Source organism: Mumia zhuanghuii (assembly GCF_042681565.1).
Classification (GTDB): domain Bacteria; phylum Actinomycetota; class Actinomycetes; order Propionibacteriales; family Nocardioidaceae; genus Mumia.
On sequence record NZ_JBHUFT010000008.1, the window covers coordinates 577053 to 599172 of the forward strand.

At 70.5% G+C, this 22120-nt stretch carries 23 protein-coding genes; 14 read left to right on the forward strand and 9 right to left on the reverse strand.

Features of this window, described 5'->3' with window-relative positions:
- Positions 1-9 precede the first annotated feature (9 nt).
- From ACFSDF_RS11120 to ACFSDF_RS11145, 6 genes are all read left to right on the forward strand, one after another.
- On the forward strand, positions 10-888 hold the full coding sequence (locus ACFSDF_RS11120; RefSeq protein ID WP_167252004.1) for a YihY/virulence factor BrkB family protein: 879 nt from the start codon (positions 10-12) through the stop codon (positions 886-888).
- Positions 885-1694, forward strand: coding sequence for a tyrosine-protein phosphatase (locus tag ACFSDF_RS11125; RefSeq protein WP_167252003.1), 810 nt, complete (start codon positions 885-887; stop codon positions 1692-1694). The genes ACFSDF_RS11120 and ACFSDF_RS11125 overlap by 4 nt, the downstream gene beginning before the upstream one ends.
- Before the next feature lie 98 nt (positions 1695-1792).
- Complete coding sequence (locus tag ACFSDF_RS11130; RefSeq protein WP_167252002.1) at positions 1793-2230, forward strand: DUF6325 family protein; 438 nt, start codon at positions 1793-1795, stop codon at positions 2228-2230.
- A gap of 13 nt (positions 2231-2243) precedes the next feature.
- Entirely contained in the window at positions 2244-2597 is a 354-nt protein-coding gene (locus tag ACFSDF_RS11135) for an SHOCT domain-containing protein (RefSeq protein WP_167252001.1), read from the forward strand.
- Positions 2598-2723: 126 nt separating this feature from the next.
- Positions 2724-3131: a DUF7144 family membrane protein gene (locus ACFSDF_RS11140; protein WP_167007571.1), complete on the forward strand. Its 408-nt coding sequence runs from the start codon at positions 2724-2726 to the stop codon at positions 3129-3131.
- Between the two features lie 26 nt (positions 3132-3157).
- Positions 3158-3388: a hypothetical protein gene (locus ACFSDF_RS11145; RefSeq protein WP_167007573.1), complete on the forward strand. Its 231-nt coding sequence runs from the start codon at positions 3158-3160 to the stop codon at positions 3386-3388.
- Here ACFSDF_RS11145 and ACFSDF_RS11150 read toward each other — a convergent pair.
- From ACFSDF_RS11150 to ACFSDF_RS11165, 4 genes are all read right to left on the reverse strand, one after another.
- A complete protein-coding gene (locus ACFSDF_RS11150) occupies positions 3385-4722 on the reverse strand; it encodes a hypothetical protein (protein ID WP_377157525.1) in 1338 nt (445 codons plus the stop codon). The two genes, ACFSDF_RS11145 and ACFSDF_RS11150, sit on opposite strands and share 4 nt — an antisense overlap.
- Positions 4719-5801 carry an AI-2E family transporter gene (locus ACFSDF_RS11155; RefSeq protein WP_167007577.1) on the reverse strand — a complete coding sequence of 361 codons (1083 nt, stop codon included), beginning with the start codon at positions 5799-5801 and terminating at the stop codon, positions 4719-4721. Before ACFSDF_RS11155 ends, ACFSDF_RS11150 begins: the two co-directional genes overlap by 4 nt.
- Before the next feature lie 67 nt (positions 5802-5868).
- Positions 5869-6087, reverse strand: a complete 219-nt coding sequence (locus ACFSDF_RS11160; RefSeq protein ID WP_167007580.1) for a hypothetical protein — start codon at positions 6085-6087, stop codon at positions 5869-5871.
- A gap of 60 nt (positions 6088-6147) precedes the next feature.
- On the reverse strand, positions 6148-8568 hold the full coding sequence (locus ACFSDF_RS11165) for a winged helix-turn-helix domain-containing protein (protein WP_377157528.1): 2421 nt from the start codon (positions 8566-8568) through the stop codon (positions 6148-6150).
- A gap of 122 nt (positions 8569-8690) precedes the next feature.
- Between ACFSDF_RS11165 and ACFSDF_RS11170 the strand changes: the two genes are divergently transcribed.
- On the forward strand, positions 8691-9500 hold the full coding sequence (locus ACFSDF_RS11170; protein ID WP_377157530.1) for an alpha/beta hydrolase: 810 nt from the start codon (positions 8691-8693) through the stop codon (positions 9498-9500).
- On the opposite strand, the gene ACFSDF_RS11175 is transcribed toward ACFSDF_RS11170, so the two are convergent.
- Both ACFSDF_RS11175 and ccrA read right to left on the reverse strand, forming a co-directional pair.
- Entirely contained in the window at positions 9488-10828 is a 1341-nt protein-coding gene (locus ACFSDF_RS11175; RefSeq protein WP_167007586.1) for a coiled-coil domain-containing protein, read from the reverse strand. The two genes, ACFSDF_RS11170 and ACFSDF_RS11175, sit on opposite strands and share 13 nt — an antisense overlap.
- A 97-nt stretch (positions 10829-10925) precedes the next feature.
- Positions 10926-12263, reverse strand: coding sequence for a crotonyl-CoA carboxylase/reductase (ccrA, locus tag ACFSDF_RS11180; RefSeq protein WP_167007589.1), 1338 nt, complete (start codon positions 12261-12263; stop codon positions 10926-10928).
- A 230-nt stretch (positions 12264-12493) separates the two neighbouring features.
- Here ccrA and ACFSDF_RS11185 point away from each other — a divergent pair, with 230 nt between their 5' ends.
- From ACFSDF_RS11185 to ACFSDF_RS11195, 3 genes are read left to right on the forward strand one after another with little or no spacing between them, the layout of a single operon-like run.
- Positions 12494-13252, forward strand: coding sequence for a LamB/YcsF family protein (locus ACFSDF_RS11185; protein WP_208322494.1), 759 nt, complete (start codon positions 12494-12496; stop codon positions 13250-13252).
- A 13-nt stretch (positions 13253-13265) separates the two neighbouring features.
- Positions 13266-13895: a 5-oxoprolinase subunit PxpB gene (gene pxpB, locus ACFSDF_RS11190; protein WP_243843090.1), complete on the forward strand. Its 630-nt coding sequence runs from the start codon at positions 13266-13268 to the stop codon at positions 13893-13895.
- A complete protein-coding gene (locus ACFSDF_RS11195; RefSeq protein ID WP_377157533.1) occupies positions 13892-14746 on the forward strand; it encodes a 5-oxoprolinase subunit C family protein in 855 nt (284 codons plus the stop codon). Before pxpB ends, ACFSDF_RS11195 begins: the two co-directional genes overlap by 4 nt.
- 15 nt (positions 14747-14761) lie before the next feature.
- On the opposite strand, the gene mce is transcribed toward ACFSDF_RS11195, so the two are convergent.
- Positions 14762-15202, reverse strand: coding sequence for a methylmalonyl-CoA epimerase (gene mce, locus ACFSDF_RS11200; protein ID WP_167007595.1), 441 nt, complete (start codon positions 15200-15202; stop codon positions 14762-14764).
- A 166-nt stretch (positions 15203-15368) separates the two neighbouring features.
- Between mce and ACFSDF_RS11205 the strand changes: the two genes are divergently transcribed.
- The 4 genes from ACFSDF_RS11205 to ACFSDF_RS11220 all read left to right on the forward strand — a co-directional run bounded on the left by ACFSDF_RS11205 (position 15369) and on the right by ACFSDF_RS11220 (position 18349).
- Complete coding sequence (locus tag ACFSDF_RS11205) at positions 15369-16559, forward strand: acetyl-CoA C-acetyltransferase (RefSeq protein WP_167007598.1); 1191 nt, start codon at positions 15369-15371, stop codon at positions 16557-16559.
- 40 nt (positions 16560-16599) lie between these two features.
- Entirely contained in the window at positions 16600-17556 is a 957-nt protein-coding gene (gene meaB, locus ACFSDF_RS11210; protein ID WP_167007601.1) for a methylmalonyl Co-A mutase-associated GTPase MeaB, read from the forward strand.
- Positions 17557-17655: 99 nt separating this feature from the next.
- Positions 17656-17811, forward strand: coding sequence for a hypothetical protein (locus tag ACFSDF_RS11215; RefSeq protein WP_377157537.1), 156 nt, complete (start codon positions 17656-17658; stop codon positions 17809-17811).
- Positions 17812-17824: 13 nt separating this feature from the next.
- Positions 17825-18349, forward strand: coding sequence for a PH domain-containing protein (locus ACFSDF_RS11220; protein ID WP_167007605.1), 525 nt, complete (start codon positions 17825-17827; stop codon positions 18347-18349).
- Positions 18350-18682: 333 nt separating this feature from the next.
- Here the strand turns inward: ACFSDF_RS11220 and pepN are convergent, their stop codons facing one another.
- Both pepN and ACFSDF_RS11230 read right to left on the reverse strand, forming a co-directional pair.
- Positions 18683-21229 carry an aminopeptidase N gene (pepN, locus tag ACFSDF_RS11225; RefSeq protein ID WP_377157540.1) on the reverse strand — a complete coding sequence of 849 codons (2547 nt, stop codon included), beginning with the start codon at positions 21227-21229 and terminating at the stop codon, positions 18683-18685.
- 56 nt (positions 21230-21285) lie between these two features.
- On the reverse strand, positions 21286-22077 hold the full coding sequence (locus ACFSDF_RS11230) for a helix-turn-helix domain-containing protein (protein WP_167007611.1): 792 nt from the start codon (positions 22075-22077) through the stop codon (positions 21286-21288).
- Positions 22078-22120 lie beyond the last annotated feature (43 nt).

Sequence of the window (22120 nt, forward strand, 5' to 3'; positions counted from 1 at the left end):
ACTTGTGCGGTGGGACGGCGTGCCAGCACAGAGGCCTGGGTCGGGAGGGCCGTCGCCGTCAAGGCGTGGTTCGACGCGTCCTTCCCCGGCCGCTGCGTGCGTCACATGTACGACATGGACGGGCGGAACCGTGCGATCACCCTGTCCGGCCAGGCGTTCATCGCCCTGATCCCGCTCCTGGTCGTCGGTTCGAGCTGGTTGTCCAGCTCGGGCGACCAGCAGGTCGACGACCTGCTCATCGACTACTTCGGTCTCACCGGCAGCGCCGCCGAGGCCATGAGCCTGCTGTTCGCGTCGCCGCCGGACGCGACGGGCGGGTTCACCCTCGGGAGCTTCGTGATCCTGCTGCTGTCGATCGGTTCCTTCTCACGGACGCTCCAGCGGATGTACGAGCTCGCCTGGTCTCTCGAGGCCGCGCCACGGGTGAAGGCCGCCTCGGCCGGCTTCCTCGGCGTCTTCTTCATGCTCGCGATGTTCGTCCTGGTCGGTTGGGTCGGACACCTCCTCGGCCCCGCGGGCGTCCCGGTCCAAGTGGTGATCTCGGTGCCGCTGTGGATGATGCTGCTCCGGATCGAGCTGGCGGGGCGTGCCACCGTCGAGGCCCTGCTGCCCGCGGCGATCCTCACGACGGGCGTGCAGCTCGCGGCCGGCTGGTGGACCCATCTGTACGTGCCGCACCTCATCGCGATCGACGCCCAGCGCTACGGGGTGATCGGTGTCGCGTTCGCGATCGTCGCGTGGCTCGTCGTCGTGGCGTACGTGCTGGTCGGCACCGCCGTCGTCGGCTACGAGCTGTCGGTCTGGATGCGCGACCGGGGCATCACCGCCACCATGATGGCCTGGGTGGGACGGGTGGTCCCGCGCCTGACTCGGCAGGAGGACCCATGATCGATCCCGCGACGTACCCAGGTGCGTCGATCCCCTTGGAGACGCTCCCCAACCTGCGCGGTCTCGGCGGGTGGAGGACCAGCGACGGGCGCCGTGTCCGCGACGGAGTGCTCTACCGATCGACGGACCTGAGCCGGCTGAGCGGAGCGGACCTGGACGCGGTCGCCGCGCTCGGCATCCGGACGGTGGTGGACCTGCGGACCCAACCCGAGCGCGCACTGCGCCCGGATGTCGTGGTGCCGGGGGCTGAGCACGTCGTGCTCGACGTCCTCGCCGACGACACCGACGCCACACCCACCGACATGGCGACGATCCTCGAGGACCCGAAGCGCGCCAAGACGCTCCTCGGCGACGGGCAGGTGGAGGAGCTGCTCAGCCGGGCCTACACGCAGCTGGTCGCCCTCCCGAGCGCGCGTACGGCGTACCGGACGTTCTTCTCCGACCTCCTCGCGCTCGACCGCGGCCCCGTGCTGTTCCACTGCACCACGGGCAAGGACCGTACGGGGTGGGCCGCGGCGACGACCCTCCTGATGGTCGGCGTGCCGGAGGAGGACGTGGTGCGCGAGTACCTGCTCACCAACGACCAGCTCCTCCCGGCGCTCAAGCCCGTCTTCGACGAGTTCGCGGCGCACGGCGGCGATCCCGCACTGCTCCGCCCGGTCCTCGGGGTCCGTGAGGCGTACCTCGAGACCAGCATGGCGCAGGCGCGGACGCAGTACGGCGATCTCGCGACGTACTTCGCCGAGGGACTCGGCGTCGGCCCGGACCGCCGGGAGGCCCTTCGTGACCTCCTGACCGAGTGCTGAGGCCCGTCCGGGCTCAACGTCACCCGCGAAGGGTGATCCCCAGACGGGGCGTTCACCGCAGAGTGGGACGAAAGCTCGTCGCAGAGAGGGGACATCCGATGGCGGACAACGCGAACCCGTCCGGCCCGGTCGACATCGCCGTGCTGGGGTTCCTGGAGGGGGCGACGCCTGACGGCAGCGTGGCCACCGTCGTGGCCGACGCCGTCGCGAGCGGAGCCGTACGGCTGCTCGATGCGGTGATCGTCTCCCGCGGTGAAGACGGGAGCGTGACGGTGCTCGACATCGACGACGGGGACGCGATCCGCGAGATCCTGGGCGTGGAGTCCGACGTGCCGGGCCTGCTGGGTGAGGAGGACATCCTCGCGATCGCCGAGGCGGTGCCGAACGGGACGTCCGCGGTGCTCGTCGTCTGGGAGAACGTGTGGGCCGCTCGCTTCTCCGCAGCGCTCGGCGCTGTAGGAGGCGTCGTCCTCGCGCACGAGCGCATCGACCGTTCCGACCTCGACGCCGTGGTGGCGGCGTGGGGATCTGAGTGAGGAGAGTACGACCATGATCGGTGGACGTGGGGGACGCCCGGGCCTCATCGGGCTGGCGGCGAGGACTGCTGTCGTGGCAGGAACCGCCGGCGCGGTGAACAACCGGATGCAGCGACGCCAGGACGCCCGGTACGAGCAGGAGGCGCAGTCGCAGGCGTACGAGCAGCAGCAACAGCAGGCAGCGATGCAGGCTGCGGCGCAGCAGGCGGCCGCGGCCCAGCAGTACGCCGCGCAGCAGCCGGCGCCAGCTGCCGCGGGGGGCGGCGACGTCGTCACCCAGCTCGAGCGGCTCGCGGCACTGCAGCAGCAGGGGATCTTGACGTCGGAGGAGTTCGCCGCCCAGAAGGCCAAGATCCTCGGCGGCTGAGGCACTCGCCGCGCGGCGGTGATCGCCCGCGGCGAATCACCCCGTGGGTGTGATGCTGCGGCGCCGTGGCGCCGACACGCTGACTGGTACGCGGCGGGGTGGCCGCCGCCTGATGAAGGAGACCGAATGTCCACCCGTTCTGCCACACGCACCAGCAACCCCTGGGCGCAGGGGCTCACGATCTTCGCAGCAGCGATGCTGGCGATCATCGGGTTCGTCCAGGTTTTCCAGGGGATCGCCGCCATCGCCAAGGACGACGTCTTCGTCCGTACCGAGGACTACGTGTACGCGTTCAACGTCACGACGTGGGGCTGGATCCACCTCGTGCTCGGCGTGCTCTTCATCGTGATCGCGTTCGCGATCATGTCCGGCAACGCGTTCGCGCGCGGAGCCGGCATCGGCCTGGCGGTCCTCTCGATCATCGCCAACTTCCTGTGGCTGCCGTACTACCCGATCTGGGCAGTCGTGATCATCGCGTTCAACGTGTTCCTCATCTGGGCACTGGCCAACTACACGCCAGACTTCGAGAGCTGACGATTCCTTCGTTGAACGGAGCGCGCATGACGAGCGCCTCGCCCGGCCGATCGACCTCGTACGAGATCCTCGTGCGAGGCGAGCTGAGCGAGGCGCTCGTCGCTGCGCTGGCCGCGCTGCGCCTGCGTGTGGAACCCGGAGACACTGTCGCGCTTCGGGGTGCCTTTCGTGACCGTGCCGAGCTCCTCGGCGCGCTGCAGGCCCTCGAGGAGCTCGGGGTGGAGCTCATCGAGGTCACCCCCACCCAGGACGACTAACCGGGAGTCCCTGGACCACTGGCCGGCTGTTCAGCCGGCTTCCGCTCCCGCGGCCCGGCCACCAGCTCCACCACGAGCAGGCCCAGCACGATCAGGACGACGATCACCAGCGCGTTGCCCCCGGTCGGATGGTCGAGAGAGACGTAGGCGAGCACCCCGAGCGCCACGACCGCGACGCGGGCGAAGGTCCGGTAGGTGGCGACGAACGTGGACACGGGGCCGCGGGAGATGCCGGAGCGCTCGCGCATCCGTCCCGCCGCGCCCACGATGCCCGTACGGATCGCGGCGCCGGCTCCCGTCGGGGCGAGGAGGAACGCGGTCACCGCGAGCGCGAGCGCGATGACGAGGACCGCGCGCAGCGCGGTACGGATGAACAGGACGAGCTGGTCGTAGACGACTGCAGCGGCATCAGCGGGCAGCACGTCGGACGGCACCGCGTCGAGGTAGAGCGGCCGGATGAGGTTGAGGACCAGGCCCAGGAGCACCATCGCGACGGCGACCGAGATCGCGACAGCGAAGAGCGCATGCCTGCGGTCTCGCGCGATGAAGACCGCCGTCGCGAGCAGGACGAGCCCGAGGATCGGGAGCACGCGCGAGGCCGTCTCGAGCCAGCTGAACCACGTCTGCGCCTTGCCGATGTCATCGGACTGGAAGAGCACGAAGCTCGCGTTGACCTCGGGGATGCGCTCGGCCAACGCGAACCCACGGTCGACGAGGAGCTGTTTGGCCGCCTCGACGAACGTCGCGATGTTGATGCTCACCGCATTGTCGGTGACCTCGACCTGGTCGGTGTCGGCGCCGGTGAGGACGGCGACTGCCTGGCCATGGGCTTCGCGGTTGGCGGTCACCCACGCCTCCTCGAACGTCTCGGAGCGGACCACGCGGTCGACGGTGTCGCGCACGAACCCCTCCACGGCGCTCGTCAACGGAGTGGCGAGGGCGGGCAGCAGCGGAGCCGCACGGGGCGGTACGAAGTCCTGCTGCGCCACTGCGTCGAGCGCCTCCTTCGTCACCGCGTCGATGTTGAGCTGCGTGACGATCACGTCGGTGATGAGGTTGGTGAGCGCGTCCTGCACCGCCGGGTCTGAGACCAGCGGCGCGACGGTCTCGACGTAGCGGTCGGTGTCGCCGATCTCGTCGTGCGCCCACGTCGCGACGACGGACAGCGGGGCCATGAGCGCGCCGAGGAAGACGAGCACGGCGACCAGCGGCGTACGCCACCAGCCGCTGCGTCCGTCGGGGGCGGCTGTGGCGTCGGGCTGATCGGACAGGCGCTGCCTGAGATCGGCGACCTCCGCACGGAGCCGTTCGACCTCCTCGTCGTTCGCACTCATGGTGTGGTCCTTTCCACGGCCTTCGGCACGGTGTCGCTGGACAGCAGCGGGCCGATCCAGCCCCGGTCGGGACTGACGTCGACGAAGACGGCCTTGACGAACAAGGTGAGGGGGATGGCCAGAATCGCCCCGATGCCGCCGAACAGCGAGGCCCAGAAGATGAGGGACAAGAAGGTCAGCGATCCTGACAGTCCGACCGTGTTGCCGACGACTCGGGGCTGCACGAGGGTCTGCAGCACGAAGTTCACCGCCGAGTACACGAGGATCACGGCCAGCGCCGTACCCCAGCCGTGATCGAGCAGCGCGATGATCGTCGGCGGAATGAGGCCGATGATGAACCCGATGTTGGGAATGTAGTTCGTGAGGAACGCGAGGATGCCCCACAGCCACGGGTCCCGGATGTCGAGCGCGTACAGCGCGACGACGTCGACGAGGGCGACGACGAGCCCGAACAGCGTGGACACGACCAGGTACGTCCGCGTCCCCTGGGCGAACCTCCCGAACGCCTCCGCCGTACGCGAGCCGCTCGAGGGGACCCTGCGCAGCTTCGAGGCGAATGCGCCCGCGTCCGTCGCGACGAAGAAGAGCAGGACGACGATGAAGAAGATGCTCGAGAACGCGCCTGCGACACCTCCGATGAGGTCTGTCGCGATCCCGACGAGGCTGCCCAGGTCGATCGACCTGATCATCTCCTGGACCTCCGCGCTACCGACGCCCCACGACTCGAGGAGGTCCCCGATGTCGTTGACGAACGCCTGGAACTGCGGCTCGTACTCGCCGAGCAACGTCGCGAATCTGCCCGCGGCGACCACCAGGGCGACTCCGAAGCCGCCCACGATGGCGTACACCGCAAGGAGGGTGGTCCCCGTCGCGAGCCACTCGGGGACGCCGCGCCTCACGGCGAAGTCACGGACGGGTTGGACCGCGACGACGAGGACGAGCGCGAGGATGAGCGGCGCGATGATGCCAGCGAACACGCGCAACCCGATCGCTGCGGCGAGGGCGCCGGCGCAGGTGAGGATGATGAGTGGCTCACGGGGGAGCGCGAGCCGCGTCGATGGCTCTCGATCGTCAGGCACGGTTCGACGCTAGGACAGCCCTGGGCTGCTGCGACTCACCCGTGCGGTGTGAGATCGGCGCGGACGCTCACGCGTTCTGGCGGACCGAGACGAGGGTGAGCCCGAGGTCGTCGAGGGCGAAGAGCAGGTCGTTCAGGGCGACCAGGCCGGAGAACCGACCGCGCAGCACGAGCCGACCACGCTCTTCGGTCACGTCCAGGCCCCTGGCGCGGGTGGCGCGTGCCACTGCGTCGGTCAACGCACCTGCGACGACGATGACGTACGGCGTGCCCTCGTCCTCGTCCATGCGCCCAGTCTGCGACGGAGCGGGTGGAGGCGACTCACCCGCTGCGGGCGAGATCGGTGCTCACAAGAGGCCGACGCGCTGCGCTTTGAGGACGGCCTCACGTCGTGACTCGACGCCGAGCTTGCGATAGATCGCCCGCAGGTGAGTCTTGAGGGTGTTGCGGGAGATGAACAGCGTCGCGCAGAGCTCGCCTTGGTCGAGGGACGTCGGGAGGTATTGGAGGATCTCCAGCTCGCGGGTCGAGAGCGCGACCACGAGCTCGTCGGTGATCTCCCGATCTGTACGGAGCTCGACGAGCAGGCGCGTGACCAGGTCGCCGTGCGCGCCCACGCGGCCGTGCTCGGCCGTGAGCAGGTCGAACGCCGACGGTCCCAGGGCGAGCCACGGCCGCCGCCACCCGTGGACCGCGGTGCTCTCGAGGGCCGGACGCAAGCGGGCCGAGGCCGCGGTGGCGTCGTCGCCCCTGTGCGCGAGCGCTGCTGCAGCGATCAGCGTCCGTACGCGCAGGTCCTCGGGGACGTCGTGGGCGCAGTCGACCTGCTCGAGCAGCGGTCCGAGCTGCTCGCGGACACCGGTCCGCAGGGCGTCCGTGAGTGCGATCCACAACAGGTAGGGCGAGGTGTCGAGCCGCGGGTGAGCCGTACCGACCCGCTGCACCGCGTCGACCGCCGTCGTTGTCGCGCCGGCGGACAGCAACGCCGTCACTGCGCCAAGGAGGGTATGACGTGCCACGAGCCACGTGGTCGCCCGCTGGCACTCGGCCACCACCTCGTGCGCGGGGCGGGGCGGCTGCACCGCGCGATGACGGAAGTGCTCGGCGAGCAGGTCGAGCAGAGGCGACGGCAGCATCCCTGGGAGCTGGTCCGCCTGCCCCTGAGGGGGATCGACGCCCGCAGGGGAGCCGCGCTCGACGTCGAGCCACGCGCGGACGAGCGAGACCGATCGGGGTGGAGATCCGTCGCTGAGCCGCTCGACCTCGCCGGCGGCCTTGTGTGCATCCGCCGGGCGGCCGGCGGCGAAGGCCGCCCACATCGTCATCTCCGCGGCGGTCGCCCCCGCGCACGGTGCGTGGCGAGCCAGGCGAGAGGCGTACCGCCGGACGGCATCGACCTCGTCGAGCCTGCCGTCGGTGACCAGCAGCGCCCCGTAGACGCGCACCCACGCGCTGCGCAATCCTGCGGTCGGTGAGCCGGCGCCGAGGTCGACGGCAGGGTCCGCCGCCGCGATCCACTCCTGCGCGGCAGCGCCCTGGCCCTCGCCGAGCGCGAGCCAGCCGCGGCACAGGGCGGTCAACGTGCCGACTCGCTCGTGCGTGGGGATGTCGAGGCTCGTACGGCGTGCGGTGCGGGCGAGGGCGGCCGCCGCGCCCACGCTGTCGTCGTTGCGTGCCGCGCGCAGCGTCAGCAGGAGGCGCCCGCGCTCGTCGTCGCGGGCGAACACGGCCGGTACGGCGCTGGTCAGCGCATCCAGCGCGCTCCAGTCGTCATCGCCGAGACTTCGGCAGGCGAGCGCGACCGCAACGTCGGCGGCGAGGTCGTCGTCATGGGCCCGCACGGCATGGCCTGCGCTCGCCTCCAGCTGATCGCGTCCGAACGTCCAGCGTCCGGCGATCTGGTGCAGGGCGTGCAAACGCGCGACAGGCTCGCGCTCGAGCTCGCTCAGGAGCAGGTGGCGCAGCATCGGGTGGTAGCGGAGGCGGCCGGTCGCGCCGTCGCGCACGACGAAGCCGACCGAGTGCGTGATCTCGCCCAGCACGTCGTAGGCGTCGGACCGGCCCGACAGGCGGCACGCGAGGGCGACGTCGAACTCCTCGGGCACCGCAGTCGCCAAGAGGAACGCGCGCACTCTGGGATCGAGGTCGGCGACCACGTGGGCCATGAGATAGCTGCCACTCGGCGAGTAGGCACCGTCCGTCGCGAGTCCGTCGCGCGAGCGCATCGCCGTCAGCCGGACCCCGGCCGGCCATCCGTCGGTCTCGAGGTGCATCGCCTCGGCCTGGGCGTGGTCGAGCCGGCGGCCCGACCTGGCCACGACTCGAGACAGCTCACCCAGCGAGAACGCGAGCTCCTCCGCCCGGATCTCCGACACCCGCCCGGCGAGCCGGTCAGGGTGGAGCGCGACGAGGGGGTCGACACGCGAGGCGACGACGAGGGACGCCGACGGCCCTGCGGCTCCGCAGGCCGCGGCGAACGCACTGCCCCATCCCGCGAGGTGGGCATCGTCGACGAGGACGGGGCGGCCCTCGCGCAGTGCGCAAACGACCTGCTCCCACGGCCGTGCCCGCCCGCCATCGAACGACAGGGCCTCGGGATGCTCCTGCGCCCACTGACGGAGCAGGGTGGTCTTGCCGTACCCGGTCGGAGCCGCGACAAGCGTGATCGGTCGGCGTGCGGCCCGGTCGAGCGCGCTCAGGAGTCGGCGTCGAACGACGACGCCTGCATCGTCGAACGTCCGCGCGTCCTGGTCGGCCTGCAGCGTCACGGCCACACTCCCCGGTGTCACCCGTGGTGCGCACCCCCGTACGCACGTCGGCACTTGGAGGCTAGTGGCAGGTGGCCCGTCCCGCACGAGGTCTTGCACTCACGGAACGTAGGCTTGCCGGCGTGAACGACGCTCAGGTGATCCGCGGCAACTCCGTCCTCCCCGCTCGGCGCACGCCGATCACGCTCCACACCGCCGACGGGCTCGAGCTCGTCGGAGAGCTCGCGCTGCCGGAGTCGCGCGAGCCCGTGGCGACGATGATCTGCCTGCACCCTCTGCCCACGCACGGCGGGATGATGGACAGCCACCTCTTCCGCAAGGCGTCGTACCGCCTCCCCGCGCTGGCGGACATCGCGGTGCTGCGCTTCAACACGCGCGGCACCACCAGCATGCAGGGCACCAGTGGGGGAGCGTTCGACGCGGCCGTGGGCGAGCGGTACGACGTCGCTGCCGCGATCGAGTTCGCGGACTTCGAGGACCTGCCCGGCATCTGGCTCGTCGGGTGGTCGTTCGGGACGGACCTCACGCTGAAGTACGGGCTGGACGCCGAGGTGGAGGGGGCGATCTTGCTGTCGCCGCCGTTGCGCTACTCGAGCGACGCCGATCTCGACGCATGGGCTGCCGACGGCAAGCCGCTGACGGCGCTGGTGCCCGAACTCGACGACTACCTGCGGCCCGCCGAGGCCCGGGAGCGCTTCGCGCGGGTGCCGCAGGCCGAGGTGATCGCCGTCGACGGTGCGAAGCACCTGTGGGTCGGAGACACCGAGCGTGTCCTGGACGAGATCGTGGCGCGCCTCAATCCGCGTGCCACGATCCCGCTCCCACGGACGTGGGAAGGTCCGATGGAGCGGGCCGACGCCTCAGCGTACGCAGATCGTACGGTCGCGGCGTTCGAGTCGGCCCGCCCCTCGGAAGGGCCTCAAGAGGCCTGAGAGTCCTCGTCCTCGCCCTCGGCCAGATCAGCAGCCGCGGGGCCGCCGAGCTTGGCGCGACGCACCGAACGCTCGCGCGCCGGGCGCTCGATGGCCGTGTCGTCGGCCGAATCGGCGGAGACGATCGTTGTGGCGTCGTCGGCGTTGTCGTAGTCGTCCGACTCGACGACGGACGCGGCCTCCTCGACGACGGCCTCGACCTCCTCGACGACGGCTGCGACCTCAGAGCGCGGAGTCATCACGATCGACTTCTCCGGGTCCTTGTCGAGCGAGTCGAGCCCGGCGAACGAACCGATGACCTCACGCAGCTTGGTGAGCTGACCCTTGACCGCGTCGCGCTTGGCGACCAGCGAGTCGAGCTCGTGACGCACCTCGGAGATCTGCTTCTCGGCGTCGGCGCGAGCCTGGGCCAGCGAGTGCTCGGACTGCGTCCGGGCAGTGTGCATGATCTGCTCGGCCTCACGACGCGACCGCGCGACCATGCGCTCGGACTCGGCCTTGGTCTCCTCGCGGCGCTTCGTCGCGGCGGCGATCGCCTCGCGCGCCCGCGTCTCGGCGGCCGCGGCACGCGACTCGGCGTCGGTGATCATCTTGGTCGTCTGCTCGGTCGCCACGGCGTGCGACTCGGCGGCCTCCTTGGCCATCCGCTCCTTCTCGAGCGCGAGGACCCGGCGGGCCTCGGTGAGCTCGCGATCGGCGGCCGCACGGATCTGCTCGGCCGCGCGGGTCGCGGTGAGGCGCGAGGAGCTCGTCGACTGGTTGGCGGCGAGCTCGATCTGCTCCGCCTCCCGCTTGGCCTTGGCGAGGACGTCCTCGGCCTCGGCCAGGGCGAGCGCGCGCTCGCTCTCGGCCTCGGCGAGGAGACGCTCACGGGTCTCCTCGACGTCGGCGAGCTGTACGGCGCGCAGATCGTCGGCCTCCTTGGCCGCAGCCGCCTTGATCGCGGCGGCCTCGGACTCGGCGACGCGACGCACGTCCTCGGCTTCGCGCCTCGCGCGGTCGAGCATCTCGGCCGACTGCTGCTCGGCCAGGCCCAGGAGCTCTGCCGCGCGGCCACCGAGACCTGCGTAGCTCGGCTTGTTGGCCTCCGTGACCTTACTGCGGAGCTCCGCAACCTCGGTCTCGAGTGCGCTCAGCTTCTTCTCGGCCGCGGCGGCGGCGGCGTTGGCCCGCGCGAGGTCGTCGCGGTGCTGGGCCAGATAGGCATCGACAGCGTCCTTGTCGTAGCCGCCTCGCCGCACGAGCGGAAAACCGGCCCCCGGCGCCGGGTCGCCTGGGGTGCGCGAGAAGGAGTCGCCGTCGGAGTAGCTGCCGTGTGGGTCTGACATGAGGTGCCTTCGGTTGTAGTTCGGGGGGAGATCGCTTCGGGAAGCCTATCGCGACCTCCCCGCCGAACTCAGCCTGTCGGCGTCTCCTGATCAGCGATCAGACGCCGCGGAAGCGGTTGATCTGATCGACGTGACGCGCGCGCTTCTCCGCGTCGCGCACACCGAGGCCCTCCTCGGGCGACAGGCACAGCACACCGACCTTGCCCTGGTGTGCGTTGCGGTGCACGTCGAGGGCCGCCTGGCCGGTCTCTTCGAGGCTGTAGACCTTCGACACAGTCGGGTGGATCATGCCCTTATCGATGAGACGGTTGGCCTCCCACGCCTCGCGATAGTTCGCGAAGTGGGAGCTCTTGATGTTCTTCAGGTTCATCCAGAGGTAGCGGTTGTCGTACTGGTGCATGTAGCCCGACGTCGACGCGCAGGTCACGATCGTCCCGCCCTTGCGTGCGACGTAGACGCTGGCGCCGAAGGTCTCGCGGCCCGGGTGCTCGAACACGATGTCGGGATCGTCGCCACCGGTCAGCTCACGGATCTTCGAGCCGAGGCGCTTCCACTCCCGCGGATCCTGCTCGTGCTCGTTCTTCCAGAACTTGTAGTCCTCGGCGGAACGGTCGATGACCAGGTCGGCGCCCATCGAGCGGACGATCTCGGCCTTCTCCGGCGACGAGACGACACACACGGGGGTGGCGCCGCCGTTGAGCGCGAACTGCGTCGCGTACGAGCCGAGGCCGCCCGAGGCGCCCCAGATCAGGACGGTGTCGCCCTGCTTCATCGCGGCGCCGTTCTTGGAGACCAGCTGGCGGTAGGCGGTGGAGTTCACCAGGCCCGGGCTGGCGGCCTCCTCCCAGGAGAGGTGACCGGGCTTCGGCATGAGCTGGTTGGCCTTGACGATCGCGACCTCGGCGAGGCCGCCGAAGTTCGTCTCGAAACCCCAGATGCGCTGCTCGGGGTCCATCATCGTGTCGTTGTGGCCGTCGGGGCTCTCGAGCTCGACCGACAGGCAGTGGGCGACGACCTCCTGGCCGGCCTTCCAGGCGTTGACACCCGGGCCGGTGCGCAGGACGACGCCGGCAAGGTCGGAGCCGACGACGTGGTACGGGAGGTCGTGGCGCTTGGTGTACTCCGACAGGCGGCCGTACCGCTCGAGGAAACCGAAGGTCGGCACCGGCTCGAAGATCGACGTCCAGACCGTGTTGTAGTTGATCGAGCTCGCCATGACCGCGACCAGCGCCTCGCCCGGTGCCAGCTCGGGCATGGGGACCTCGTCGATGTGCAGACTCTTGCGGGGGTCCTTGTCACGCGTGGCGAGACCCTCGAACATGTCGATCTCGTCCTTGTGGACCGTGACCCCGCGATAGGTCTCGGGGATGGCGATGTTCGCGAAGTCCTCGCTCGAGGTGTCACCCGCCATGATGGCGTCGAGAATGTGCTGCACGTCGTCCTCCAGGATTGAGCGGCGCGGTTGCGTTACGCGGATATTACTCATCGGTAATCGGCCGGGGCGCGAAAAGGTGACCGACATCGCTCGCGGGCGTGGCGCGGCGTGCGTCGGTACGGCCCGGGCTTCTGGCCCTGAAGCGGCATCTCGCGCCATTATCGCTCTGCTCCGCCACCGTCCCCGGCAGGGGTAGCGTGGACCGCGCTCGTCCTCATTCAGGGAGTTCTGTGATCACACTCGACCTCAACAGCGACGTCGGCGAGTCCTTCGGGCGCTGGGAGCTCGGTGACGACACCGCGATCCTCCAGGTCGTCACCAGCGCCAACATCGCCTGCGGGTTCCACGCCGGCGACGCCCGTACGCTGCGCCGGAGCTGCGAGCACGCCGCCGAGAACGCGGTGGCCGTCGGTGCGCAGGTGAGCTATCGCGACCTCGCCGGCTTCGGGCGCCGTTTCATCGACATGGACCCTGAGGAGCTGGCGGACGACGTGCTCTATCAGATCGGGGCGCTCGACGGGCTCGCCCGCGCCTCCGGCACCCGCGTGCGCTACGTGAAACCTCACGGCGCGCTCTACAACGCGACGGTCCACCATAAGACGCAGGCACGTGCGGTCGCCGAGGCCGTCCGTGCGTACGACCCGGGACTCCCGCTGCTCGGGCTTCCCGGCTCGCAGCTTCTGGAGTGGGGCACCCGCCTGGGGCTGCGGACCGTCCGCGAGGCGTTCGCGGACCGCGCGTACACGCCTGAGGCCCACCTCGTGAGCCGTACGCAGCCCGGGGCCGTCTTGATCGACCCCGACGTCGTCGCGAGCCGGGTGGTCCGGATGGTCGTCGAGGGGCGGGTCGAGACCGTCGACGGGAGCGTCGTCGACATCAGTGCCGACTCGGTCTGCGTCCACGGCGACACGCCCGGCACAGTCGAGCTCGCGCGCCGAGTGCGTGCCGAGCTCGAGGCGGTCGGCGTGACGCTCGGCGCGTTCGTCTGAGAGGGCGGTCGACGTGTCTGTCCGGATCGTGCCGTACGGCGACCGCGCGCTGATGGTCGAGCTCGACGGGGCGGCGGAGGTTGTCGCGTGGGACGCAGCCGTGCGCGCAGCGGCACCCGACGAGGTCGCTGACGTCGTTCCCGCGGCGGCGACGCTGCTCGTGGTCGCGCGCGACGGCGCCGACCTCGCCGCGCTCACGGCCTCCTTGCGGTCGCTGCGCGTCCGGGCCGCCGACGTGGCGGCGGACGCGTCGAGGAGCGCGGAGGTCGAGATTCCCGTGCGCTACGACGGGCCCGACCTGCGCGACGTGGCGCGGATGACCGGTCTGAGCGAGGCGCAGGTCGTGCGCGCGCACACGCAGAGCGTGTGGCGGGTGGCGTTCGGGGGATTCGCGCCGGGCTTCGGCTACCTCACCGGGGGCGACCCGCGGCTGCACGTGCCGCGACGCGAGAGTGCCCGTACGGCCGTCCCGGCGGGCGCGGTCGGGCTGGCAGGGGAGTACACGGGGGTCTACCCCCGCTCCTCGCCTGGCGGCTGGCAGCTGATCGGGACGACGGAGGCGGCGATGTGGGACCTGTGTCGCGACCCGCCCGCCCTGCTGAGGCCGGGTGCGGTCGTCCGGTTCGTGGAGGACCGGTCGTGACGACGGTGCTGGAGGTGGTGCGCAGCGGCCCTCTCGCTCTCGTCGAGGACCTCGGGCGCCCCGGGCACGCCGCGATCGGCGTGGGCCGTTCGGGAGCGGCCGACCGCAGCGCGCTGCGCCTGGCCAACCGGCTGCTCGGCAACGGCGAGGAGCTGGCCGCGATCGAGGTGACCCTCGGAGGGCTCGCGCTCGTCGTACGAGGAGGCGACGCGTGGGTGGCCGTGACCGGCGCACCCGTCCCGCTCACGGTCGGGCGCCGCGCTGCCGCACCGTACGCCCCCGTGCGGGTCCGTTCCGGAGAGACCGTCCGGCTCGGGACGCCGACCAGCGGGCTCCGGTCGTACGTCGGGGTCCGTGGCGGTGTCGACGTCCCCCCGGTCCTGGGGTCACGGAGCCGCGACGTGCTCGCGGGGATCGGCCCGGAGCCGCTGGCGCCCGGCACGGTGCTGCCGGTCGGTTCGCCCCCGCAGGCGTACCCGCGCGTGGACGCGGTGCCGCAGCGTGCGTACGAGGAGATCGTCCTGCGGGTGGTCCGAGGCCCGCGAGACGAGATGGTGCGCGACCCCGACGCGCTCGTCGCCGCGGCGTGGACCGTCTCGCCCGCTGCCGACCGCGTCGGGATGCGGCTCGACGGCCGTGCGCTGACGCTGCGAGACCCGCACACGGCGATGCCCTCGGAGGGTGCGTACCGCGGGGCGGTCCAGGTGCCGCCGAGCGGCCAGCCGGTGGTGTTCCTCGCTGACCACCCGGTCACCGGGGGATATCCGGTGGTCGCTGTCGTGACCGACGCCGACGTCGACCGTGCCGCGCAGGCGCGCCCCGGTCAGAGGGTCACGCTGCGCTGGGCCTGAGATGACGGCGGAGCGTCAGTGGGCGGTGTCGGTCTTGGCCGGCTCGACGAGCTCGACGAGGATGCCGCCGGCGTCCTTCGGGTGGACGAAGTTCACGCGGCTGTCGGACGTGCCGCGCCGCGGCTGGTCGTACAGCAGGCGCATCCCGCGGTCGCGCAGGGTCTGGGCGACCGCCTCGATGTCGGTCACCCGGTAGGCGAGCTGCTGGATGCCCGGCCCGTTGCGGGTGAGGAACTTGGCGATCGTCGACTCGTCGGAGAGCGGCGCGAGGAGCTGGATGCGCTGGTCGGTGTCGCCGATGGCGAGCATCGCCTCACGCACCCCCTGCTCCTCGTTGATCTCCTCGTGCACCGAGTGCAGGCCGAAGACGTTCGCGTAGAACTCGAGGGCCTCGTCGAGGTCGGGCACGGCGATGCCGACGTGGTCGATGGCGATGAGGAGGTGTTCGGGAACCATGCGGGGCACGATAGGACACGAGGGCCGCGCGCGGCGCCTGGCCGTCCAGCCTGTGACCTTCCTCACCGAGGGGGTAGCCGATGTTACGGGCGGGTATCGTGCACCCCACCAGAGCACGCCGTCTCGGCCGCAGACATCGCGCAGTCGCGCTTCGTAAGGAGATCCCATGTCTCGTCAGTCCGTCATCGTCGCGGGGGCGCGCACCCCGATCGGTCGGCTCCTCGGGGGCCTGAAGTCCCAGTCGGCAGCCGACCTCGGCGGCGTCGCCATCAAGGGGGCGCTGGAGAAGGCTGGGATCACCGGCGAGCAGGTCGACTACGTGATCATGGGCCAGGTCCTCAGCGCCGGCGCCGGCCAGATGCCTGCACGCCAGGCGGCGTACAAGGGCGGCATCCCGCTGGACGTCCCCTCTGTCACGATCAACAAGGTGTGCCTTTCGGGCATCAGTGCGATCGCCACCGCCGACCAGCTGATTCGCGCGGGCGAGTTCGACGTCGTCGTCGCGGGCGGCCAGGAGTCGATGACCCAGGCGCCGCACCTGCTCAAGGGCTCACGCGAGGGCTTCAAGTACGGCGCGACGACGATGCTCGACCACATGGAGTACGACGGCCTGTGGGACGCGCTGACCGACCAGGCGATGGGCAAGCTCACCGAGGGCCGCAACGCCGATGTCGATGCGCTCTCGCGTGAGGAGCAGGACGCGTTCGGCGCGCGTTCGCACCAGCTCGCGGCCGCCGCGCAGAAGAACGGCCTCTTCGACGACGAGATCGTGCCGGTCGAGATCGCCGGACGCCGCGAGACGGTGACCGTCTCGGCCGACGAGGGTGTCCGTGGGGACACGACTCCCGAGTCGCTCGCCAAGCTGCGCCCCGCCTTCGCCAAGGAGGGGACGATCACCGCCGGCACCGCCTCGCAGATCTCCGACGGCGCCTGCGCGGTCGTCGTCATGGCCAAGGAGAAGGCCGAGGAGCTCGGTCTGACCTGGATCGCCGAGATCGGCGCCGCCGCGACCGTCGCCGGCCCCGACTCGACGCTGCAGCTCCAGCCTGCCAACGCGATCGTCAAGGCGTGCGAGAAGGAGGGCATCGCGCCCGCCGACCTCGATCTCGTCGAGGTCAACGAGGCCTTCGCCGCCGTCGGTATCGCCAGCCAGCGTGCCCTCGGCATCGACGAGGACAAGGTCAACGTCAACGGCGGCGCGATCTCGCTCGGGCACCCGATCGGCATGAGCGGTGCACGCATCGTCCTCCACCTCGCGCTCGAGCTGGCGCGCCGTGGTGGCGGCGTCGGAGCGGCGGCGCTGTGCGGCGGCGGCGGTCAGGGCGACGCCCTGATCGTGCGCGTCCCGCAGCAGTGACCCGTCCTTCGGTGCGCCGCAGGACGCGGACGCGATCCTGATGGCACGTCGTTCCGTCGCCGTCGGTGAGCTCGTCGAACGAGCCACCGGCGGCGACGCGCGTGCGGTCGCGCGCCTGATCTCACTCGTCGAGGACGCGTCGCCGCTGCTCCCCGAGGTCAGCGCGGCTCTCGCGCCGCACGCGGGGCATGCGCAGATCATCGGTCTGACCGGCTCGCCCGGGGTCGGGAAGTCGACGACGACGGGTGCGCTCGTCGCCGCGCTCCGAGCGCAGGGCCGCAAGGTCGGCGTCCTCGCGGTCGACCCGTCGTCGCCGTTCTCCGGAGGCGCGCTGCTGGGCGACCGGATCAGGATGCAGGACCATGCGGGAGACCCCGGCGTCTTCATCCGCTCGATGGCGACCCGCGGCCACCTCGGTGGGCTCGCCTGGGCCGCCCCGCAGGCGCTGCGTGTCCTCGATGCCGCAGGGTGCGACGTGATCCTCGTCGAGACCGTCGGTGTCGGGCAGTCCGAGATCGAGGTCGCCGGGCTCGCCGACACGACCGTCGTGCTGCTCGCGCCAGGGATGGGCGACGGCATCCAGGCGGCGAAGGCCGGGATCCTGGAGATCGGCGACGTCTACGTCGTCAACAAGGCTGACCGGGACGGTGCACGGCAGGTACGCCGCGAGCTGCGAGGGATGCTCTCGCTGACCGACCGTCCCGACGCGGCGTGGAAACCCCCGATCGTGCTCACCGTCGCGTACCGCGAGGAAGGGATCGACGAGGTCGTGGCAGCGCTCGACGCCCACTTCTCGCACCTGCGCACCAGCGGCGAGCTCGTGCGGCGACGCCAGCGGCGCACCCGCGACGAGATCGAGAACCTCGCGACGACCGAGCTGCGGACGCGGTTCGCGGCCCTCCACGGGGACCACCGGATCGACGCCCTCGCGGCCGATGTCGTCGCCGGCAAGAGCGACCCTTTCACGGCGTCGAGGCGGCTCCTCGACAGCCTGTGACGCTGATCACGGCGCGCCTGGCGACAGCGCCCAGTCCTTTCCGCTATAAACATCCGAGAGTGTGCCCGCAGCTTTCTGCCCCCGAGAAAGGCAGCCGTGGTGAAAAAGGCGATCAGCGTCGTCGTGGTGATCTTCGTGGTCTACTTCCTGCTCACAAATCCCACGGGGGCTGCCGACACCGTCGAGCTGATCTTCGGGTGGATCACCGACGCCCTCGGCCAGCTCGCGTCCTTCCTCCAATCACTGCTGACCTGACGGGGGGAATGTCGTGCTGCGCAGGGTCCTGAGGCTGGTACCCGATCGCAACATCGGCAAGCTCCTGCTCCTCGACGACGGCGAACGAGTCAAGGACGTCGTCCGCCACCACTGGGTCGTCTTCGTGATGCCGTACGCGATCGTGTCTGGCGGGGTGCTGCTCATCGCGATGTTTCCGCTGCTGCCGATCTCGGTCGCCGGGGTGCTTGCGCTGGTGGGGGTGGGGATCATCGGGTTCGGCATGTTCAGGGCCTCCGAGCAGCACCTCGACGTCTTCGTCATCACCAACCATCGCGTGCTCAAGATCCGAGGGGTCTTCGAGGTGAAGGTCGCGACGATGCCGATGGCCCGAATCCTCGACATCACGGTCGAGCGCACGCTGCTGGGACGGATCCTGGGCTACGGGCACTTCGTCTTCGAATCTGCCGCGCAGGCCCAGGGACTGCGCGACATCAGCTTCATCCCGGATCCGCTCGAGCGCGACCGTACGATTCAGCGCGCCCTCGTCGCGGCCGGTCTGCGCGGCCCGGCGCGCTGACCGTACGCCCTCCTGCGGGCCCACCGGGGTGGACCGCGGCCTCGGTCACAGGCGTACGGTCGCCGGTGCATCACGATCGCATCTCCGGTCGCATGCCTCCGAGGCGCACCCGCCGGCTCATGCGTCACCGGTCGGCAGCCCGTTCTGGGTGGGCGTCTACCTGGCCGTGATGGGCGGGCTCACCCTGACCGCGCTCGTGTCGGCAAGGAGACCAAGGACGTCGACATCGAGGCCTGAGGGTCCCGTACGCGCGCGCCCCACGATTTGACCGGTTATCCACCGCATTCGGTCGGACCAAGGTGGATAGGCGGTCAAATCGTGGGGCGGCCAGGGTCAGACCGCGGCGTCGCGCTCCTGGGCGGCGAGGGCGCGGGCGAGGTCCGAACGGCCCTCGCTCACGTACCGGCGAGTTGTCGCGTCGAGATCGACCTCTGCCGCGAGCCACGCGTCGATCGTCGCGAGGTTCTCCGCGGACGGGTTGGCCCGAGGGAAGAAGCTCTCGAGGATCTCCGAGGCACGCCACACGCCCTTCTCGATGACCGTACGGGCGGTCTCGAGGTAGCGGTCGACGTACGGCTGCAGCAGCTCGGCCTGTCCGGGCTGCTGGAAGGCGCGAGCGATGCTGCGCTGCGTCTCGTTCGGCAAGTCGTCGCGGACGACGACCGCGTCCCACGCGACCTCCTTCGCGGCGGCGTCCGGACGGCCAGCGCGCGCGCCGGAGGCGTTCTCCTGGCCGGAGATGGTGTTGTCGCGCGCAAGCTCGGCGTCGATCTCGGCATCGCCGAAGGCGCCCGCACGGGCGAGCCCGGCGACCAGGGTCCAGCGCAGGTCGGTGTCGACGGCGAGACCCTCGGGCGTCACGGAGCCGTCGAGCAGCCCCTTGACGTACGCGATCGCGTCGTCGGACTCGGCGGCGCCGGCGTACGCGCGGACGAAGGCGAGCTGGTGGTCCGACCCCGGCGCGGCGGCGTCGAGCAGCGCACGCACACCCTGCTCCCACTGTGCGGCGAGGGCGTCGCGGTTGTCCGGCGCCGAGAACAGCGAGACGGCCGAGGCGCCCTGGCGCAGCAGCGTCTGCACCGCCGTCAGGTCGGACTCGGTGCCGACGCCGGCGAGCACGATCGGCACGAACTGGCGGGCGGGCAGCTCGGCGTCGCGGAGCATGTCCCACGCGGCACCCCAGCACAGCGCGCGCGCCAGCGAGTCGTCGATGTCGGCGATCGAGGTCGTGAGCGTCTGCAGGGACTGCTCGTCGAGGCGGATCTTGGCGTACGTCAGGTCGTCGTCGTTGAGCAGCACCAGGTCGGGCTGCTTCTGACCGATCAACGCGTCGACCTCGGTGAGCGCTCCCTCGATGTCGGTCTCGACACGGGTGCGGCGCACGAGGCCGGCATCGGTGTAGTCGTAGAGGCCGATCGCGATGCGGTGACGGCGCAGCGTGGGGTACGCCTCGATGGCTGTCTGCTCAACCGCGAACGACGTGAACCCGCCGCTCGCGTCGACGACGAAGCGCGGACGCAGCGTGTTGACGCCGGAGGTCTGCAGCCACTCTTGCGCCCACGTGGTCAGCTCGCGGCCGGACGCCGTCTCGAGCTCGGCCAGCAGGTCCTTGAGCTCGGTGTTGCCGTAGGCGTGCTTGGCGAAGTACGCCCGAAGACCGGCGAAGAAGTCCTTCTCGCCGACCCACGCGACGAGCTGCTTGAGCGTCGAGGCCCCCTTGGCGTACGTGATGCCGTCGAAGTTCGCCTCGACCGCGTGCAGGTCGTAGTTGTCGGCCGCGATCGGGTGCGTCGAGGGCAGCTGATCCTGGCGGTATGCCCAGTTCTTGCGCTGGTTGGTGAAGCCGGTCCAGGCGCCGGTGTACTTCGTGGCGTTGACCTCGGCGTGGTGCGAGGCGAACTCCGCGAACGACTCGTTGAGCCAGAGGTCGTCCCACCACTTCATCGTCACGAGGTCGCCGAACCACATGTGCGCCATCTCGTGGAGGATCGTGTTGGCGCGGCTCTCGTACGCGGCGTGGGTCTGGCGGCTGCGGAAGATGTACTCGTCGCGGTACGTCACCGCGCCGGCGTTCTCCATCGCGCCCATGTTGTACTCCGGCACGAACGCCTGGTCGTACTTGCCGAACGGGTAGCCCATCTCGAAGGCACCCTCGAAGAACCCGAAGCCCTGCTTGGTGATCTCGAAGATCTCGTCGGCGTCGACGTGCTCGCGCAGGCTCTTGCGGACCTGGATGCCCAGCGGGATCGTGCCGTACTCACCCTTGTAGGTGTGGGTGATCGTCTCGTACTCGCCGGCGATCAGCGCGGTGATGTAGGTCGACATGCGCTTGGTCTCGGCGAATGCCCAGCGGTCGACCCCGTCGCGGACCGAGGTCGGCTCGGGGGTGGGGGAGTTCGAGACGACGGTCCAGCCGCTCGGCGCGTCGATCGTGAACGTGAAGGTTGCCTTGAGGTCCGGCTGCTCGAACGTCGCGTACACGCGGCGGGCGTCGGGCACCTCGAACTGCGTGTAGAGATAGACGCGGTCGTCGGCCGGGTCGACGAAGCGGTGCAGGCCCTCGCCCGTACGGGAGTAGGGGAGCCGTGTCTCGACCCGCAGCTCGTTCTCGCCCTCGACGAGAGCGGTGAGCGCGATGCGGTGGTCCTCGTACGCCGACGCGTCGATCTCGGTGCCGTTGAGCCAGATCTTGGGCTCGCGTGCCTCGACCAGGTCCGCGAACGTCGACGCGCCCGCCTGGTTGCTCGAGAACCGGACGACGGTGGTCGACGCGAACTCGGTGTCGGAGACGGTCAGATCGAGGTCGACGGCGTAGTGGTGGACGTCGAGGAGCGCAGCCCGCTCCTGCGCTTCGTTGCGCGTGAGGTTGGTTCCTGGCATGGGGTCCATCCTGTCATTGGGCTGGTCCCAGGGGCCACGAGCGGGGGGCGACAGGCTCAACCGGCGGGGTCGCCCACCTCGCGGGCGTACGTCGCGGGAGGCGTGCCGACGACCTCGGTGAAACGCCGTACGAGGTGGGCCTGGTCGGTGAAGCCGAGCGCGACCGCGAGCGCGGCCCAGTCCACGGCCTCGCCCGAGCGCGCTGCCGCGGCGGCGTCGAGCAGCCGGAACCGCTGCAGCACCCACTTGGGTCCGATGCCGACGTACGTCGCGAACTCGCGCTGCAGCGTCCGCAGGCTCACGCCACCTCGTGCCGCCAACGCGTCAGCGCGCACGAGCGTCCGGTCACGCTCAGCCTCCGTGACGAGGGACCCGACCTCCTCCGCCCGAGGATCAGCTTCGTACCCGACCTCGGCCAGATAGCCCGTCAGCACGTCGACCATCGCCTCGTCCGTCGCGTCGGGTGTGAGGATGCGCGCGGCGTACGGGCGGTCGTCGACACCGAGCACCTCGCCGGCGGGCCGGACCACGTCTGACAACCCGCCTACCGGCCCTCGCAGACGGCCGTGGAACCCGCCGGGCAGGAACGACGCCCCGAGCACGTGCCCGCGTCCGACGAGCCGTCGCGAGAACGGCCGCCGGGTGACGCCGTGCACGAGCAGCCGCCCGTCCTCGGCTGCGAGGTGTACACGCGGCTGCGGGACGACCGCCTGCTCGTACGGCTCGGCGATGTCCCAGCGCACACGCCAGAGATAGTCGACACCCGGCGACGCCGACTCGATCCGGCGTACGCCGATCGGCTCGGCACGCCCGACGATCGCCTGCGGATACCCCCCGGGGTCGTGCATGCCCTCAGCCTAGGCATGTCGCGTTCGTACAAGACCTGCCATG

What these genes read in the sequence shown, in the direction of transcription:
- ACFSDF_RS11125 (WP_167252003.1), top strand. Translation starts at nt 885, where the DNA reads ATGATCGATCCCGCGACGTACCCAGGTGCGTCGATCCCCTTGGAGACG.
- ACFSDF_RS11130 (WP_167252002.1), top strand. Translation starts at nt 1,793, where the DNA reads ATGGCGGACAACGCGAACCCGTCCGGCCCGGTCGACATCGCCGTGCTG.
- ACFSDF_RS11135 (WP_167252001.1), top strand. Translation starts at nt 2,244, where the DNA reads ATGATCGGTGGACGTGGGGGACGCCCGGGCCTCATCGGGCTGGCGGCG.
- ACFSDF_RS11140 (WP_167007571.1), top strand. Translation starts at nt 2,724, where the DNA reads ATGTCCACCCGTTCTGCCACACGCACCAGCAACCCCTGGGCGCAGGGG.
- ACFSDF_RS11145 (WP_167007573.1), top strand. Translation starts at nt 3,158, where the DNA reads ATGACGAGCGCCTCGCCCGGCCGATCGACCTCGTACGAGATCCTCGTG.
- ACFSDF_RS11150 (WP_377157525.1), bottom strand. Translation starts at nt 4,722, where the DNA reads ATGAGTGCGAACGACGAGGAGGTCGAACGGCTCCGTGCGGAGGTCGCC.
- ACFSDF_RS11160 (WP_167007580.1), bottom strand. Translation starts at nt 6,087, where the DNA reads ATGGACGAGGACGAGGGCACGCCGTACGTCATCGTCGTCGCAGGTGCG.
- ACFSDF_RS11175 (WP_167007586.1), bottom strand. Translation starts at nt 10,828, where the DNA reads ATGTCAGACCCACACGGCAGCTACTCCGACGGCGACTCCTTCTCGCGC.
- mce (WP_167007595.1), bottom strand. Translation starts at nt 15,202, where the DNA reads ATGGTTCCCGAACACCTCCTCATCGCCATCGACCACGTCGGCATCGCC.
- ACFSDF_RS11205 (WP_167007598.1), top strand. Translation starts at nt 15,369, where the DNA reads ATGTCTCGTCAGTCCGTCATCGTCGCGGGGGCGCGCACCCCGATCGGT.
- meaB (WP_167007601.1), top strand. Translation starts at nt 16,600, where the DNA reads ATGGCACGTCGTTCCGTCGCCGTCGGTGAGCTCGTCGAACGAGCCACC.
- pepN (WP_377157540.1), bottom strand. Translation starts at nt 21,229, where the DNA reads ATGCCAGGAACCAACCTCACGCGCAACGAAGCGCAGGAGCGGGCTGCG.
- ACFSDF_RS11230 (WP_167007611.1), bottom strand. Translation starts at nt 22,077, where the DNA reads ATGCACGACCCCGGGGGGTATCCGCAGGCGATCGTCGGGCGTGCCGAG.